The organism is Pseudomonas sp. Z2-11, assembly GCF_054161305.1.
In genome coordinates this window covers 4571069-4587009 of the sequence record NZ_CP096395.1, presented here as the reverse complement: position 1 = coordinate 4587009, position 15941 = coordinate 4571069, and the positions used below count along the sequence as shown (strand labels likewise).

Annotated in this window: 15 protein-coding genes; 6 read left to right on the top strand and 9 right to left on the bottom strand. The window is 61.0% G+C overall.

The features are described 5' to 3' along the window. Positions 1-22: 22 nt before the first annotated feature. Positions 23-1828 (bottom strand): di-heme-cytochrome C peroxidase, encoded by a 1806-nt coding sequence (locus tag M1E16_RS20265; protein ID WP_458128221.1) that lies wholly within the window; start codon positions 1826-1828, stop codon positions 23-25. Positions 1829-2097: 269 nt separating this feature from the next. Here M1E16_RS20265 and M1E16_RS20260 point away from each other — a divergent pair, with 269 nt between their 5' ends. The 5 genes from M1E16_RS20260 to M1E16_RS20240 all read left to right on the top strand — a co-directional run bounded on the left by M1E16_RS20260 (position 2098) and on the right by M1E16_RS20240 (position 4774). After that, on the top strand, positions 2098-2811 hold the full coding sequence (locus M1E16_RS20260; RefSeq protein ID WP_305499483.1) for an FKBP-type peptidyl-prolyl cis-trans isomerase: 714 nt from the start codon (positions 2098-2100) through the stop codon (positions 2809-2811). A gap of 287 nt (positions 2812-3098) precedes the next feature. Next, entirely contained in the window at positions 3099-3554 is a 456-nt protein-coding gene (locus M1E16_RS20255) for a YkvA family protein (RefSeq protein ID WP_434572484.1), read from the top strand. A gap of 111 nt (positions 3555-3665) precedes the next feature. Beyond that, the gene (locus M1E16_RS20250) at positions 3666-4004 is read left to right on the top strand and encodes a helix-turn-helix domain-containing protein (protein WP_305499486.1); all 339 of its coding nucleotides are present in this window, start codon (positions 3666-3668) and stop codon (positions 4002-4004) included. Continuing rightward, complete coding sequence (locus M1E16_RS20245; protein ID WP_003179080.1) at positions 4001-4372, top strand: hypothetical protein; 372 nt, start codon at positions 4001-4003, stop codon at positions 4370-4372. Before M1E16_RS20250 ends, M1E16_RS20245 begins: the two co-directional genes overlap by 4 nt. After that, positions 4373-4774: a sel1 repeat family protein gene (locus M1E16_RS20240; protein ID WP_458128220.1), complete on the top strand. Its 402-nt coding sequence runs from the start codon at positions 4373-4375 to the stop codon at positions 4772-4774. Between the two features lie 197 nt (positions 4775-4971). Here M1E16_RS20240 and M1E16_RS20235 read toward each other — a convergent pair whose 3' ends face one another. Both M1E16_RS20235 and M1E16_RS20230 read right to left on the bottom strand, forming a co-directional pair. After that, positions 4972-6759 carry a bifunctional diguanylate cyclase/phosphodiesterase gene (locus M1E16_RS20235; RefSeq protein WP_434629110.1) on the bottom strand — a complete coding sequence of 596 codons (1788 nt, stop codon included), beginning with the start codon at positions 6757-6759 and terminating at the stop codon, positions 4972-4974. 130 nt (positions 6760-6889) lie between these two features. Then, positions 6890-8968, bottom strand: a complete 2079-nt coding sequence (locus M1E16_RS20230) for a carboxy terminal-processing peptidase (protein WP_458130352.1) — start codon at positions 8966-8968, stop codon at positions 6890-6892. A gap of 142 nt (positions 8969-9110) precedes the next feature. On the opposite strand from M1E16_RS20230, the gene M1E16_RS20225 reads away from it, so the two are divergent. Continuing rightward, a complete protein-coding gene (locus tag M1E16_RS20225; RefSeq protein WP_458128219.1) occupies positions 9111-10073 on the top strand; it encodes a zinc-binding dehydrogenase in 963 nt (320 codons plus the stop codon). A 213-nt stretch (positions 10074-10286) separates the two neighbouring features. Here the strand turns inward: M1E16_RS20225 and M1E16_RS20220 are convergent, their stop codons facing one another. The 6 genes from M1E16_RS20220 to M1E16_RS20195 form a co-directional block, all read right to left on the bottom strand. After that, positions 10287-10940, bottom strand: a complete 654-nt coding sequence (locus tag M1E16_RS20220; protein ID WP_434572490.1) for an HAD family hydrolase — start codon at positions 10938-10940, stop codon at positions 10287-10289. A gap of 45 nt (positions 10941-10985) precedes the next feature. After that, entirely contained in the window at positions 10986-11975 is a 990-nt protein-coding gene (locus M1E16_RS20215; RefSeq protein ID WP_434601528.1) for an ABC transporter ATP-binding protein, read from the bottom strand. Then, positions 11972-12772 (bottom strand): ABC transporter permease, encoded by an 801-nt coding sequence (locus tag M1E16_RS20210; RefSeq protein WP_434572493.1) that lies wholly within the window; start codon positions 12770-12772, stop codon positions 11972-11974. The genes M1E16_RS20215 and M1E16_RS20210 overlap by 4 nt, the downstream gene beginning before the upstream one ends. Further along, positions 12759-13595: an ABC transporter permease gene (locus tag M1E16_RS20205; protein ID WP_434574130.1), complete on the bottom strand. Its 837-nt coding sequence runs from the start codon at positions 13593-13595 to the stop codon at positions 12759-12761. The genes M1E16_RS20210 and M1E16_RS20205 overlap by 14 nt, the downstream gene beginning before the upstream one ends. Before the next feature lie 5 nt (positions 13596-13600). After that, the gene (locus tag M1E16_RS20200) at positions 13601-14407 is read right to left on the bottom strand and encodes an alkaline phosphatase family protein (protein ID WP_434572495.1); all 807 of its coding nucleotides are present in this window, start codon (positions 14405-14407) and stop codon (positions 13601-13603) included. A 214-nt stretch (positions 14408-14621) separates the two neighbouring features. Beyond that, entirely contained in the window at positions 14622-15689 is a 1068-nt protein-coding gene (locus M1E16_RS20195; RefSeq protein ID WP_434629119.1) for an ABC transporter substrate-binding protein, read from the bottom strand. Positions 15690-15941 lie beyond the last annotated feature (252 nt).

Here is a 15941-nt window from a genome sequence, read left to right as displayed (position 1 = left end):
CTTTTACCTGAAAGATTCATCATCACAGTTGCGACTCCAGCGGTCCGCCCAGCACCTTCAAGTACTCCAGCAACGCCCAGCGCTCCTGCGGTTGCAGCAAACGGCCAATGACCCCATTGCCCCGTTCGCCGGCGCGGAATTCATGGCCGCTGTTATGGTTGCCAGTGATGCGGGTGTCGAACAGGAAGGCATTGGCAAACGCTTCGGTGCGATAGCCCAGGTGCCGCGGGTCGTATTCGAAGCTGCCCTTATAGAAGGTGGTCGCCCGCTCGGCCTGCGGCGACAGCAACTCATAGATCGTCGGCACCGAGCCGTTGTGCAGGAACGGCGGTGTTGCCCACACGCCGGCCAATGGCCGGGCCTTGTAGGCGCGTAATTCACGGACGCCGATGGGCAGCCCGAAACCGTCGAGTGCCGGACGTTCCACCGGCGTGACGCCGGCATCCCGGTACGCGCGGTTTTCGACGAATGCGGTGACGTAGGCCAGCCCCTTGGCGACCGAGATCTGGCTGAGGTCCAGCGGCTCTGTCGGGGCAGGGTGCAGTTGCACTTCCAGCTTCGCCAGTTCGGCCGGGTCCCATTGCAGGCTGGTCAGGTTGAAACGGTGATCGGCAATATTGTTCGCGGTGCCCGGGTCCGTGCCGATCACCTTCACTGGCAGCATATGCAACTGTTGCACCGGCCGGTCAGGGCCCTGGACGACTTTGGGCACATGGCAGCCGGCGCAGTTTTCTTCGAACAACGCCTTGCCCTTTGCCGCCAGGGGCTTGTCAATCGAACCCAGCAACGCTTCCGGCCATACGGGTGGCTTGAGCAGTTGCAAGGTCTCTTCGATCTTGTTCAGGTCGCGCACCCGCACGCTGGAAGGGTAGCGCGCATCGCCTTGCAGCGGCTTGCCCTGGGCATCGAAGAAACTCAACGTGGCGCCAACCCCCAGCGCCTCGCCGACGTTGCGGGCCATCGGCTGCTGCGCCGAACCGTTCCACTGTACCCAGTCGAACGTCCACATTTCCCACAGCTGTGGGTAATCCACCGGTGCGTTGGCGACCCGGTAGTTTTCTGCCGAAATGGCATCGCCGAAGCTGGCATTGGCGATACGGCCAAAGGCGTCGGTACGGCCCGGGCCTTCCTCGATGGGGTAGAGGCCGCGGTGGGTGTCGTTCCAGGCGGTGCGCAGGAACGCATTCAGGGAAACCTTGAAGGCCTTGCGCAACTCTTCATGGCGAGCGTCATAGTCATTGCCCAGCACCTGGCGGGCGAAGCGTTCGAATTTCCATGGGTTGTAGTAAGTCGAGGCAAGACTTGCCACCAGTGCCTGTCCGAAACTGCCGCCGCGCAATGTCGGAACAGTCGATGGCAATACGTGTTGGGCCGAGCCGCCATCGATCCGGATCGCCTGGCCCTTGAAATGCAATTCGCCGGTGTGGCAGGCGGCGCAGGTAATGTCGAGGTATTGCTCGTTACTGCCGGCGTTCTGGTGTCGGGTGAAGCCCACCGGTAAGTTGCCGGGGTTCAGTGGCGTGGCTTTCTGCGCCGGATCGACCAGAAAACCGAAGCGCGCCAGGTATTCCGGCGAAGCAAAGCGCTGTTGCGAGAACGGCAATTCAAGCGCGGTGAACCACTCGTAACGCAGGCCTTTGACCTGAGTGCCCTGAGGCGTGAAATAGTAAGTCTGTCGCTCGGCGGCGCTCCATTGGTCGAGGTAGTGCACCTGTTGGACAGGCGTGTAGGCCGGCAGGCGCGGGTTGGCCACGTAATAAAGCACCACGGCCACGACCACGATGACCAGTGCGAGGATCAGCAATAAAAGGCGAGAGAGGAGGCGCACGGTTTACGTCCTTGTTTTTTTAATATGCCCTTATGCCTCAGCGCCGCTTGGCCGGCAAGTGGCCATTACCCCGCGCTACGAGTAGCGGCCGATCTGGCCGTGTCTGAAACAGATGACAGATGCTTCATCTGCCGAGGATCAAAAAGCGTTTGCCGACCTGAACTTATCATCGCTTTGTGGCTCACATGCCGGTAGCCATTGGTCGTGGCCGCCTGATAAGCTCGCGGCTTTACTCGATTGCCCTTTAGGCGCATGAACAAGGAAATAGCATGAAACAGCATCGGTTGGCGGCGGCGGTAGCCCTGGTTGGCCTGGTACTCGCGGGTTGTGACTCGCAGACCAGCGTAGAGCTGAAAACCCCGGCGCAGAAAGCTTCCTACGGTATTGGCCTGAACATGGGCAAAAGCCTGGCTCAGGAAGGTATGGATGACCTGGACTCCAAAGCAGTCGCCCAGGGCATCGAAGATGCCGTCGGCAAGAAAGAACAGAAGCTGAAAGACGAAGAACTGGTCGAAGCCTTTGCCGCGCTGCAAAAACGTGCCGAAGAGCGCATGGCCAAGATGAGTGAAGAGTCGGCAGCCGCCGGCAAGAAATTCCTTGAGGAAAACGGCAAGAAGGCCGGCGTTACCACCACCGCTTCCGGCCTGCAGTACGAAGTGGTCAAGAAGGCCAGCGGCGCGCAGCCTAAGCCGACCGACGTGGTGACCGTTCACTACACCGGCAAGCTGACCAACGGCACTGTGTTCGACAGCTCCGTGGAGCGTGGCAGCCCGATTGACCTGCCGGTCAGCGGTGTGATCCCGGGTTGGGTCGAAGGCCTGCAATTGATGCACGTCGGCGAGAAGTACAAGCTGTACATCCCGAGCGACCTGGCTTACGGCGCCCAGAGCCCGAGCCCGGCGATCCCTGCCAACTCGGTCCTGGTGTTCGACCTGGAACTGCTGGCAATCAAGGATCCGGCAAAAGAAGGCGCAGCCAAGTAATTGCGCCTGTCTTGATAAAAACGCCTCGCTCATGCGGGGCGTTTTTGTATCTGGCATTCGACGCGGCAAAAAAACCGAACGCGCAGGGCAAGCTACAGTCATAGGCAGTACAGCGCTGTGCTGGATGCGGTCGACCCGTCGGGTAGGTGGTTGCCGTTTATTTATGTGAGTAAAAAACGCCCGATCTAAGCCCGGCCCTTATGAAACGGGGGGCGCAGCGTTGAAATGCAGCTCTGTTCACAAGGTTATCCACAATTTGTGTGGATAACATTTCAGTGGGAGAAAAAATGAAGGCCCCGTGGAATTTCGCGCGATTTCTTCCCCTGGCGGGACGGCTCCTGGCCCGCGGCAGACTGCCCACGCTGCTGTTCGCCGTTGCCAGCAAGGGCGCCCGGGAGGGCGGGCGCCTCGGCAAGCTAAAGGAGGACCTGCGTCTGCTGCAGGCTCTATGCCTGGCTTACTGGCGGGGCGAATACCGCGCCGTCAGTGCCAAATCGATGCTCTCGGTGGTGGCGGGCCTCATGTATTTCCTCAGCCCGCTCGATGCGATCCCTGACTTGCTGCCCATGCTAGGCATGTTCGACGACATCGCGGTGCTGGCCTGGATCATGAAAACCCTCGATGACGAGCTGGGGGCCTTCCGTGCCTGGCGCGAACAGCAGTCGCCGGAGAAGCTTGCGCGAGTTGAAAGGCTTCCCGACACCCCGGAACAACTCCAGTTGCAAGGGCCGAAAAAAAGCTGATCTGGCCCGTTTCCCTGCGAGATTTGATCGCCCCGCGACCTTGGCCGCTATTAGGATTACACTTCCAAGAAAAAGCTTACTTGCTAAGTGTTGTTGTCCTACGGGGTAATCATGGATATTCAAATAATCACGCGCGACGGAGAGCCCGAGTACGCGGTTTTGCCGTGGGATCAGTACCAGGCGCTGCTAAAGGCAGCCGGCATCAATCAAGCACCGCAAGAAGCCACGGTCCGCCATGCGGCGGCACCCGGCCAGGTTCTCCCTGGCCTGGATCAACTACGCAGTTTGCGCGAAGGGAAGGGCATCGCCATCGAGGCGCTGGCCCGCACGGTAGGCATCAGCCCGTCTTATCTGGCCATGATCGAAAGCGGCGAGCGTCAGCCCGATGCCGCGATCAAGCGCAGTCTGGCCTGGGAACTGACGGTGCCGGGTTGGAGGGATGAATCGTGAGTGTACGCATCAGTCGGCAACATTGGGACGGGTTGTTGGGTGAGTTGGACCAGGCGCGTCGCCAGCGCCATTTATTGACGTACCGCGCCTTGCTGGAGCGCCTGCAGCTGCCCAGCCCGGCCATGCAGACATTGACCGCCGCACTCGAACACCTGGCGGCGCTGGACGCCCGGGCCGAACAGCCATTGCGCAGTTCGTTGGTCATCAGCCAGGGGGCCAGTCGCCTGCCACGCACCGGTTTTTTCGAATGTGTTGAACGCCTCGGGCGCTTTTCCGGCCCCTCCGACGGCGTCGCCGCTGCATCCTGGCATGCGTCGGAAGTGGTCCGGGTGTTCGAATACGAGTACCCCGAGTCGGCGGAGGCCTGAGTGCTCTGGCGGATCAAGGCCCGGGCCGGTTATTGGCTGGCGCGCCGATTGTTCCATTGGTCATGGATGGTTCGGCAGCCCCGTGGCTGGGCCTGGCTTGAAGGCCAGTTTGCGCGCATGGCGAACCTGGGTGACGTCGGCGCCCAGAGCTTCTACGGGCATATCCTGACGTTTCGCGGCCAAGGGCTCGGCGCACGGGAAGAAGGCATTCGCTTGCTCCGCCTGGCGGCACTGGCTGGTGACGGCAAGGCCGCCTACCAGGTCGGCGTCATCAGCCTGGCAGGCTCTACCACCAAGGCGCCGGATCCGGACGAAGCGGCGCGTTGGTGGGCCTTGGCCCTGAAGGCCGGGCATCCGCTGGCCGAGATCAAGCTCAAGGCGCTCGAGAGCAAGGAACCCTGAAACCGTTTTTTTCGTGGCGAGGGAGCTTGCTCCCGCTGGGCGGCGAAGCCGCCCCAAACCAGTCTGCTCGATCAAGCAGGCACACCGAGGCGCTGCCCAGAGGGTCTGCTAAGCAGCCCAGCGGGAGCAAGCTCCCTCGCCACGGGATGATCACCACTCACAGCGTGATTATCACCCACAGGGTTTTCACCTGAAGCTCACGCTGAGAAACCCAGCTCCGCGACGGGCGCCTGCTCAACCAGCCCGTTAATCAAATACAAACTCCCCCCGACGATCTCCTTGGCATGGTGCTTGGCCTGCGAAGCCATTTCCGCCAACTGGCTGGCATCCAGCTCTGCACAGGCCTCGGCGCGCAGATGCACCACCCCGATCGACAACGACAGCAAGGCGAAGTCCTGTCGTATGCCCTGTCGGTTCAACGCGGTAAAACATCCGGCTTCCAGATGCTCGGGCCGGTAGAAGCGGCGGCAGTGGTTCTGGAAGTCGCTCAGCAGTTGGGTCAGGCGCTTGCGCCAATCGTCCGGGCCGAGGACCAGCAGGAAGTCGTCGCCGCCGATGTGGCCGACGAAGTCGCGGCTGGGGTCAATGCGTTCGTTCAGGCATTGGGCCAGGCACAGCAGGACTTCGTCACCGCGACCGTAGCCGTAGATGTCGTTGAAGGGTTTGAAACTGTCGATGTCTACGTAGCAGATCACCGACTCCTGGCGCTGCTGCAGCAGGCGTGTAAGGCACTGCTGGATGGGCACGTTGCCTGGCAGCAAAGTCAGCGGGTTGGCGTAGCGCGCCTGTTGGATCTTCAGTTCGGTGATGAGCTTGAGCACATCGATCACCCGGCCCAGGCCCAGGTAGCCGCCGTTGAGGGTGATGATGAAGTCTTCTTCGATGCGCTGGCGGGCGCGGCTGGTGATGAGGCGGCTGACTTGTTGCAGTGACTGGCTCAGTTCAACCGCGAGGAAATCATCGCTCATCAGGCGGCTGATGGGCTTGCGAGCGAACAGGTCGGTGGCGAAAGGCTTGAGCAGGGCATCCGAGAGCGAATGACGATGGACGATCCCGCACGGTTGGTCGCGATCGTCCAGCACCGCCAGGGAATTGAGGTTGGCCTGGCGCCGGAACGCTTCCAGTACCGCTGCCGTCGGTGTGTCGTGGGCGACTGCCGGTTGTTCGTTGAGCAGCGCAGTGAGGTCGTTGACTTCATCGCCCAGCGGCACCACGCCACTGTCCTGGCGGGGCATCAAGGCCTTGGCGTCCTGGGATGGATGCTCTTGGGGCCGGGCGAGCAAGTAGCCCTGGACCAGGTCTACGCCCATTTCGATCAACACGGCGAGCTCTTCCGGCAGTTCGATCCCTTCGGCGATCACCTGTGCCCGTGAAGCCTGGGCGATCTTGAGAATGGAACCGACGAATTCACGCTTGAGTGCGTCTTGGTGAATGCCATCGATGAAATGCCGGTCGATCTTCACGTAGTCAGGTCGCAATTCGGACCACAGCCGCAAGCTTGAATACCCGGCACCGAGGTCATCCAGGGCAATGGAAAAACCCATGGCTCGATAGTGATGCAGGGCGGTTTGCAGCAATTGGAAGTCATCGATAGGCGTTTGTTCGGTCAGTTCGATAACCACCTGGCTGGGCGGAATGCCGAAATCCTGTAACAGCTGCAGGGTGCGGCCGGTCTGGTGGGCCGATTCGAGCAGCGATTCTGGCGAGACGTTGAGGAACAATTTGCCCGGCAGCTTCTGTTCATTGAAGCGCTGGCAGGCGCTGCGTCGGCAGGCCAGCTCCAGTTCGCTGAGGCGTCCGGCCTGGCGCGCCACGGACAATAACGCGATGGGGGAGTGCAGCGGGCTGTTCGACGGGCCGCGGGTCAGGGCCTCGTAGCCGAGGATGCGTCGTTCGGAAAGACAGATGATCGGCTGGAACAGGCTGTGCAAACCGCTTTGACTCAGGATTGAGCTCAAGGCACTCAGCTGTTCTGTCGTGGTCATGGCGATCTCTGGCGATAAAAAAAGGACTGGGCACAACCCCTGCTGGGGTGCGCCCGGTCCTGTATTTCACGACAGACTGATGTCAGTTTGATGACACTCCGACGAGCACCACCATTAAAAGGCCATCACCTCAATGTTTGGCGACCGCCGTATTGAGCTTGAGATAATCGAGCAGGATCCGACCGGTTTCGCTCAGATAAGCGTCGTCTTCCGGCTTGGTTTTTTCCGGCTCGGTGATCAGGTCTTCGTCTTCCTTCTTCAGCTCTTTGAGCGGCTCCTCGCCCTTGGCCTTGCGACGCAGGTTTTCCATGGCCAGTTGCTTGGCTTCGATGTCGGCATGCTGCGCGCGGCGCTCGGCTTCGTTGAGGGTGACGGTTTTTTCCATCATCAACTTCTGCGCCAGGGCCAGCTTGTCGCGAATGAACACAAACTCCGCGTCTTGGGCGGTGCGGGCGTCATGCTCGGATTTCAACTGGGCCAGATACGGCTTGAACGGGTCCACGGCCGGCTTGATTGCAGGTCGGATGGTGTCCCACGGCATGGCTTCGGGCAGGGCGCTCTCACCGATTTCCTTGGTGTCGATGATCGACGGGTAATCGATGTCAGGCAGCACGCCCTGATGCTGGGTGCTCTGCCCGGAAACCCGATAGAACTTCGCCAGGGTCAGTTTCAGTTCGCCGTGGTTCAGTGGCTGGATGGTCTGCACGGTGCCTTTGCCGAAGGTCTGGCCACCGATGATCAGCGCGCGGTGGTAGTCCTGCATGGCGCCGGCGAAAATCTCCGAGGCCGAGGCCGAAAGGCGATTGACCAGCAGGGCCATTGGTCCCTTGTAGAACGCGCCGGGGTTTTCGTCTTCGAGCACATCGACCCGACCATCGGCGTTACGCACGAGCACGGTCGGGCCTTTGTCGATGAACAGGCTGGTCAGTTCGGTGGCTTCCTGCAACGAGCCGCCGCCGTTGTTGCGCAAGTCGATGACCACGCCGTCGACCTTTTCCTTCTGCAGTTCGGTGAGCAGTTTCTTGACGTCGCGCGTGGTGCTCTTGTAGTTCGGATCCCCGGCGCGGAAAGCCTTGAAGTCCAGATAGAAAGCCGGAATCTCGATGATGCCGAGCTTGTAGTCCTTGCCGTCCTGCTTGAGCTGGAGGACCGATTTTTTCGCGGCCTGTTCTTCCAGCTTCACTGCTTCACGGGTGATGGACACGACTTTGCTGGTCTGGTCGTTCGGCGCATTGCTGGCCGGGATGACTTCCAGGCGGACCACCGAACCTTTCGGGCCGCGGATCAGCTTGACCACTTCGTCCAGGCGCCAGCCGACCACGTCGACCATTTCCTTGTTGCCCTGGGCCACGCCGATGATCTTGTCCGCCGGGGCGACCTGCTTGGTCTTGTCCGCAGGGCCCGCCGGCACCAGGCGCACGATCTTGACCTGATCGTTATCGCTCTGCAGTACCGCGCCGATGCCTTCCAGGGACAGGCTCATGTTGATGTCGAAGTTTTCCGCGTTATCCGGCGACAGATAATTGGTGTGCGGGTCGTAGGACATCGCGAAGGTATTGATATAGGCCTGGAAGACGTCCTCGGCGCGGGTCTGGTCCAGGCGCGCGAGTTGATTCTTGTAGCGCTTGGTCAGGGTTTCCTGGATCTGCTTGGGATCCTTGCCGGCGATCTTCATGCGCAACACTTCGTCCTTGACGCGTTTGCGCCACAGGTCGTCGAGTTCGGCGGTGCTCTTGAGCCATGCGGCGTCCTTGCGGTCGACCAGCAAGGTTTCCTTGGCATTGAAGTCGATCTTGTCGACGCCCTTGTTCAACTCGGCAAGGGCGTAGTCCAGACGCGCCTTGACGCGGTCCAGGTAGCGCTTGTAGATAATGAACCCGGCGTTGAGGTCGCCGCTCTTGAGGAAGTCGTCGAACTGGGTCTTCCACTTGTCGAATTCGGCGATGTCGCTGGCCATGAAATAACTGCGCGACGGATCAAGCAGCTTCAGGTAGCTGTCATAGATGATGACCGAGCGCGCGTCATCGAGTGGCGGCTTGCTGTAGTGATGGCGCTTGAGCAACTCAACCACGTTGAGGCTGGCGATCACCTCGTCGCGATCGGGCTGAAGCTTGTCCCAGCTGTTGGCCGCGAACGCAGTGTTCGAGAGCGCTGAAGCGCCAAGGCCAATGAAGAGGGCAAGTGCAGTGCTGGGGAAAAAGTGCTTCATGCTGATTCGACGCAGGGACAATTGATCACGCATATTAGGCCGTCTTTGAAGTCGCCGGTTCCATGTGGCCCGGGCGCATAATGCAAGAAAGCCCGGCGTTGTTACAGCAGCGGGCCCAGTCGAGACTCACTATGGAGGCACCGTGAAAGCATTGCAAGGCGTTGAAGGCCAAGTGGTATGGGCAGATGAGCCAAGTCCGGCGTGTGATGCCGGGCAAGTTCGCATCCGTGTAGCGGCCGCTGGCCTGAATCGGGCCGATTTGTTGCAGAAAGCCGGGCATTATCCACCGCCACCCGGCGCCAGCCAGGTGTTGGGGCTGGAATGTTCCGGGGTGATCAGTGAAGTCGGGCCGGGTTCCTCCTGGCAGGTCGGCGACCGGGTTTGCGCATTGCTGGCCGGCGGCGCAATGGCCGAGGAAGTGGTGGTCGATGGTCGGCATGTGTTGCCTGTGCCGGAAGGCCTGTCACTGGCCGAAGCCGCCGCGCTGCCTGAGGTCTACGCCACCGCGTGGCTGAATCTGTTCCAGCTGGCCGGGCTCAGGCCGGGTGAAAAAGTGCTGCTGCACGCCGGCGCCAGCGGCGTCGGTTCGGCCGCGATCCAGCTGTGCAAGGCGTTCGGCAACCCGTGCTGGGTCAGCGTCGGTTCGGCCGAGCGGCTGGCCTATTGCGAAGCGCTTGGTGCCCAGGGCGGCGTGGTGCGCACCGACGATATCAACAGCCTGAACGACTTCGGGCCGTTCGACGTGATCCTCGATCCGGTCGGCGCCAACTACGCCAGCCTCAACGTGAAACTTTTGTCAGTTGACGGGCGCTGGGTATTGATCGGGCTCATGGGCGGGCGCACCACCGAACTCGATCTGGCCCAGGTGTTGGGCAAGCGTATCCAGTTGCTGGGTTCGACTTTGCGCAGTCGCAACGATCAGTTCAAGGCCGACCTGATCGCCGAGTTGGGGCAGCAGGTGTGGCCGTTGTTCGCCGACAAGCGCCTGAGCCCGCAATTGGCCAGGACGTTTGCGATCAGTGATGCCGAGGCGGCGTTTGCCGAGCTGGCGACCAATCAGGTGTCCGGGAAATTGGTGCTGGTAATCAATGACAGCCTGAGCTGATCGGGAGTCGGTCCCCTGTGGCGAGGGAGCTTGCTCCCGCTGGGCGGCGAAGCCGCCCCAATCCGGACGACGCGACTGTTCGGAAGGATCGCGTCAGCCAGCTTTACGACTGCTTCGCAGCCGAGCGGGAGCAAGCTCCCTCGCCACAACAGCCACAACAGCCACAACAGCCACAAGCCATTATGGCCTTAGGTATTGTGGAGTTGATCTGCTTCACTTCCAGGTATGAATCGGCCAGCCGGCCGATTCGGCGTGGGCCTTCAGGACCGGGTCCGGGTTCACGACGTGCGGGTGATCGACCTTGAGCAGCAACGGCAGGTCATTGCGCGAGTCGGAATAGAAACTCGCGCCTTCCAGGTTTTCTTCCTCGGCGTCCAGCCAATCCAGCAGTCGGGCGATCTTGCCTTCGCGATAGGTCAGGGTGCCCACGGTCTTGCCGCTGTACACGCCATGGGCGACGTCCAGCTCGATCGCGAGGATCTCATCGATGCCCAGGCGTTCGGCGATTGGCTTGACCAGGTGCGTGCCCGAGGCCGAGATCACCAGGATCCGGTCACCGGCCTTGCGGTGCTCGGCGATGGCCTTGGTGGCGTCGCTGAAGATGATCGGTTCGATGAAATCTTCCACCCACGGTGCCACCAGGTGTTCGATTTCTTCCGGCGTGCGGCCGATCATCGGTTCCAGGCTGAAGTCCATGTACTCTTCCATGCGCAGCTTGCCGTGGCTGTAGGCGTCCATCAGTTCGTTGTTGCGGCGCATGAACGACTCGGGATCGACCCAGCCCAGGCGCCCCATCTGCTCGCTCCAGAGGGTGGCGCAGTCGCCGTGGATCAGGGTTTCGTCCAGATCAAAAATTGCCAGAGCCATCAACGCGCTTCCCTTTTCAAGATATCTTCAAAATCAACCAGACCATCAGGCTACCTCACACAGCGCCGATGGATCGATGGAAAGTGCCAGCCGTGCACCATCGGGATGCAGGTCGGCGGCCGAGCGGTTGAGCACATCCACCACCAATTCCACGCCGCGGGCCTCGACCCGGTAGCGGATCACGTTGCCCAGCAGGCTGTGGCTGCGGATCAGCGCGTCGGGTTCGCCGTTGCGACTCAGCTCGATGGCTTCCGGGCGAATGGCGATGCGACCGTTCACCGGGCGTTGCAGCAGCTTGCTCGCGGCGTCGGCGTCGAGCAGGTTGTAGTTGCCGATGAAGCCGGCGGCAAAGACATCGACGGGGGCAGTGTAAAGGGTCTCGGCATCGCCGCTCTGTACGATCTTTCCCTGATTCATCAGGAAAATCCGATCAGACATGGTCAGGGCTTCTTCCTGATCGTGTGTGACAAAGATGGTGGTCAGGCCCAGTTCCCGCTGGATCTGACGGATCTGTTCGCGCAAGTGCTTGCGAATCCGCGCGTCCAGCGCCGACAGCGGCTCGTCCAGCAGCAACAGGCGCGGCCGGGTGACCAGGGAGCGGGCCAGGGCCACGCGCTGGCATTGGCCGCCGGACAGTTGATGCGGGTAGCGGGCGGCAAAGTCATGCAGCTCCACCAGTCGCAGAATTTCCAGCACACGCTGGCGACTGTCCGAAGCGTCGACCTTTTGCATGCGCAGGCCGAAGGCGACGTTCTGCTCCACGGTCATGTTGGGGAACAGCGCATAGCTCTGGAAGACCATGCCGATCCCGCGCTTCTGCGGACTCAGCGGCACGATGTCCTGGCCGTCCAGCAGGATCTGGCCCGCATCCACCGCTGTCAGGCCGGCAATGCAGCGCAGCAGCGTGGACTTGCCGCACCCGGAAGGGCCGAGCAGGGTGACGAATTCGCCCTTGTGGATTTCGCAGTTGATGTCGCTGAACACCGGCGTGCCGGCGTAGCCTTTCTGCAAATGTTGGACGCTGACGTAGCTCATTGGCTTTTGTCCTTGTTCAAGATGTTGGCCGCCCAGGTCAGGACCAGTACGAAGAAGAAGTAGGAAATCACCAGCGCACTGGTGAAATGGCCGCTGCTGTTGCGCATGTTGTTCAGGTACACCTGCAGGGTTTCATAGCGGGTGCCGACGAGGATGTTGGCAAACACGAACTCGCCGAACAGGAACGAGAAGGACAGTAGCAGCGCCACCATCAGGCCCTTGCGCAGGTTCGGCAGTACGACCAGCAACGCGGCCTGGAAAGTGCTGGCGCCGAGCAGTTGGGCGGCGTCCATCAGGTCGCGCAGGTTGATGGCTTGCAGGTTGTTGGTAATCGCCCGGTACATGAACGGCAAGGCGACGGTGAAGTAGCAGCCAATCAGGATCCACGGTGTGCCGACCATCGCCAGCGGCCCGGAGCCATAGAGCTGCAACAACCCCACCGAAGACACCACCGGCGGCACCGCGAAGGGCAGCAGGATGAGGATGTTCATCAGCGCGTCGAGTTTTGGGAAGTGGTAATGCACCACGAACAGCAGCGGCAGGATCAGCACCACCGAGAGCACCAGCGCGCCCACGCAGACAATCAGCGATTGGCCGAAGGCGTGTAGAAAGCGCGGGTCGCTCCACAGCTGCAAGTACCACTTGAAGGTGAAGCCGCTGGGCAGCACGGTGGCCGACCAACTGCTGGCGATGGAGTAGATGAGCGTGCCGGCGAGGGGTAGCAGCAGGATGGCGAACAGCAGGTACACCACCGCTCGATGATAGAACCCGGCCGGGCCCGATTCAGCGCGAGACATGGTAGCTCCTCTTGAGCAGCAACTGATGGATGACGGTCACCAGGGTCATCAACGCCACCAGCACCACGGCCAGGGCGCTGGCCATGTTCGGGTCGAGGGAAATATCGCCGGAAACCATCGCCGCGATGCGAATCGGCAGGACGTTGAAGTTGCCGGTGGTCAGCGCATAGACCGTGGCATAGGCGCCGAGGGCATTGGCCAGCAGGATCACGAACGTGCCGAGCAGCGCCGGGGTCAGCACCGGCAAGCCGATGTGCCGCCAGAACTGCCAGCCGCTGGCGCCCAACAGGGACGCCGACTCACGCCAGTCTTCGCGCAGCGCGTCGAAGGCCGGGTAAAGCAGCAGCACGCCCAGGGGAATCTGGAAATAGGTGTAGAGAATGATCAGCCCGGTTTTCGAATACAGATTGAAATCCTCGATGATCCCCGCTTGCTTGAGCATGATCGTGATGCTGCCGTTGAACCCCAGCAGGATGATGAACGCGAAGGCCAGGGGCACGCCGGCGAAGTTGCTGGTCATGTTGGCGAAGGCGTTGACGAAATTGCGCAGCCGCGAATCGACGCGGCGCAGGGAGTAGCTGCCGAGCACGGCGATGATGATGCCGAACACGCTGGACCAGAAACTGATTTCCAGGCTGTGCTGGATCGCCTGTCGGTAGAATTTCGAGCTGAAGATCTTGCTGAAGTTGGCCAGGCCCCAGCCGAACTCTTCCGATTCCAGGCTGTTGACCAGCACCCAGAGCAGCGGGGCGACCTGGAACACAATGAAAAAAATTGCGAAGGGCACCAGGCACAACACTGCCAGCCATTTGCCGCGCGTCATGGCATTCACTTGAGCAACTCCTGGCAATAGGGTTTGTCGTGGGCGACCCCGAGCAGTTGGCAAATGGTGCCGCACAGTTCGGTTTGCCGAGGGGCCGCGTTGGCGTCAAGGCTGAAGCCATCGCCGAGGACAAACAGCGGCACTTCCCGTTCTTCCGGTAGCAGGCCGTTGTGGGAGCGGTCGTTGTTCATGCCATGGTCGGAAGTCACCAGCACCTGATAACCGGCGTCGAGCCAGGCTTGCAGATAAACCGCCAGGTTGATGTCCGCCGAGCGGGCGCTGTTGCGGTACTGCGGGGTGTCGAGGCCGTGCTTGTGACCGGCATCGTCGATGTTCATCGGGTGCACCAGCAGGAAATTCGGCAAGTAGCGTTGACGCAGGTGTTCGGCGTCGGCGAACAGATGGGAATCGGGGTAGTGGTCATTCCAGTAGAAATGTCCGTATTGAATCGGCAGGTCGGGGTTTTCGGTATGGCGATCACGACCGGCGACGAAGGGTGACACGTTGTACAGCTCGCTGACCCAGTGATAGGCCGCGGCCGCCGTACTCAGGCCGGCGTCGGTGGCGTAATGGAAAATGCTGCGCTGGTTCGACAGGCGCGAGACATTGTTGTGCACGATCCCGCTGTCGATGGGCACGACGCCGGTGAGGATGCATTCGTAGAGTGGGCGGGACAGGGCGGGCAGTTCACATTCCAGTGTGTAGAGCGCCGCGCGTCCTGCGCCGACATACGCCTGCAAATGTCCCATGGCATGCCGGGCGACTTCGTAGTTGAGGCCGTCGAGCACCACCAGGATGACGTTGTGCTTCATGGGGACCGGGACTCCGGGCAGATACCAGATAACTCGAATTCTCCGCAGGTCCGATGTAGGAACTGGCCCCTGTGGGAGCGAGCCTGCTCGCGAAGGCGGCGGGTCAATTGGCACAGGTGTTGGCTGTGCCACCGTCTTCGCGAGCAGGCTCGCTCCCACAGGACCTGCCCCCACAATTGGATCTCTGTCGGATCTCCAAGCGGGAGCTAGCGCCTCACTTCATCTCGACGATGACTTCTTCATTCCAGTGCTGCGGCAGCGCCTTGGAGGTCTTCTCCCACGCGTCGGCATCCTTGATCGGCGTCACGCCTTTGTACTGCTCGTTCGGCAGCAGCTTGGCCTGGACTTCTTCCGGCAGTTTCAGGTGCTCGGCGCGGATCGGCCGGGCGTTGCCCTTGGCCAGGTTGATCTGGCCGGCGTCGCTGAAGATGTATTCTCGGGTCAGCTTGGCGGCGTTCGGGTGCTTGGCGTATTTATTGATGATGGTGGTGTAGCCGGAGATCACCGAGCCGTCGGACGGAATCAGCACGACGTAGTCATCCGGGCTGGCCATCTTGGCCTTGTAGCTCAGGCCGTTGAAGTCCCAGACCACGCCGACTTCGACTTCACCTTTTTCCATCGTGGCGATGGTCGGGTTGGCCATGGACAGGCGGCCTTGCTTGGCGATATCGGCGAACAACAACAGGGCCGGTTTAATGTTCTTCTCGTCGCCACCGTTGGCCAGGGCCGCAGCCAGCACGCCGTTGGCGGCCTGGGCGGCGGTGCTCACGTCCCCAATCGAGACTTTGTACTTGCCGGTCTTCAGGTCGGCCCATTTGGTCGGCACTTCGGAGCCGTGCAGCAGTTTCTTGTTGACGATGAACGCAATGGTGCCGGTGTAGGCCAGGGCCCAGTTGCCGTCCTTGTCCTTGGCCCAGTCCGGGATCTGTTCCCAGGTGCTTGGTTTGTAGGGCTGGACCACGCCCTGCTTGACCGCGATCGGGCCGAAGGCGGCACCGACGTCGCCGATGTCGGCGCTGGCGTTGTCCTTCTCGGCGGCGAACTTGGCGATTTCCTGGGCCGAGCTCATGTCGGTGTCGATGTGCTTCAAGCCATAGAGTCTGGCCAGGTCGTCCCAGGTGCCTTTCCAGTTTGCCCAGTCATCGGGCATGCCGACGCTGTTGACGGCGCCTTCCGCTTTCGCAGCGGCTTCCAATGTTTTCAGATCGGTATCAGCGGCCATGGCGGCGGTGCACATGGCAATGGTCGAGCCTAACAGTGATGCCAGGAAAAGCTGTTTCATCCGAAGCTCCTATGGGCGTTTTCAACGCTGCGATTGCGATGGTGTTGGTCTAGGTCAGCAATACCTGAGCCAATGTAGGCGCGTCCCATGACATTTTGATGTCGATGCAAGGTTCGCCAGCAATCGTCGGGCTCATGAAGCGTCGCTGCGTCATAAGCGTAGACCATGAGTAAGCAGCTGATCTGCAAGGCCTTGGCCGTTAATTTGCAAGCCGATGTGTTGACCGTTCAGCGGTTGTGTCATCTATCAGTC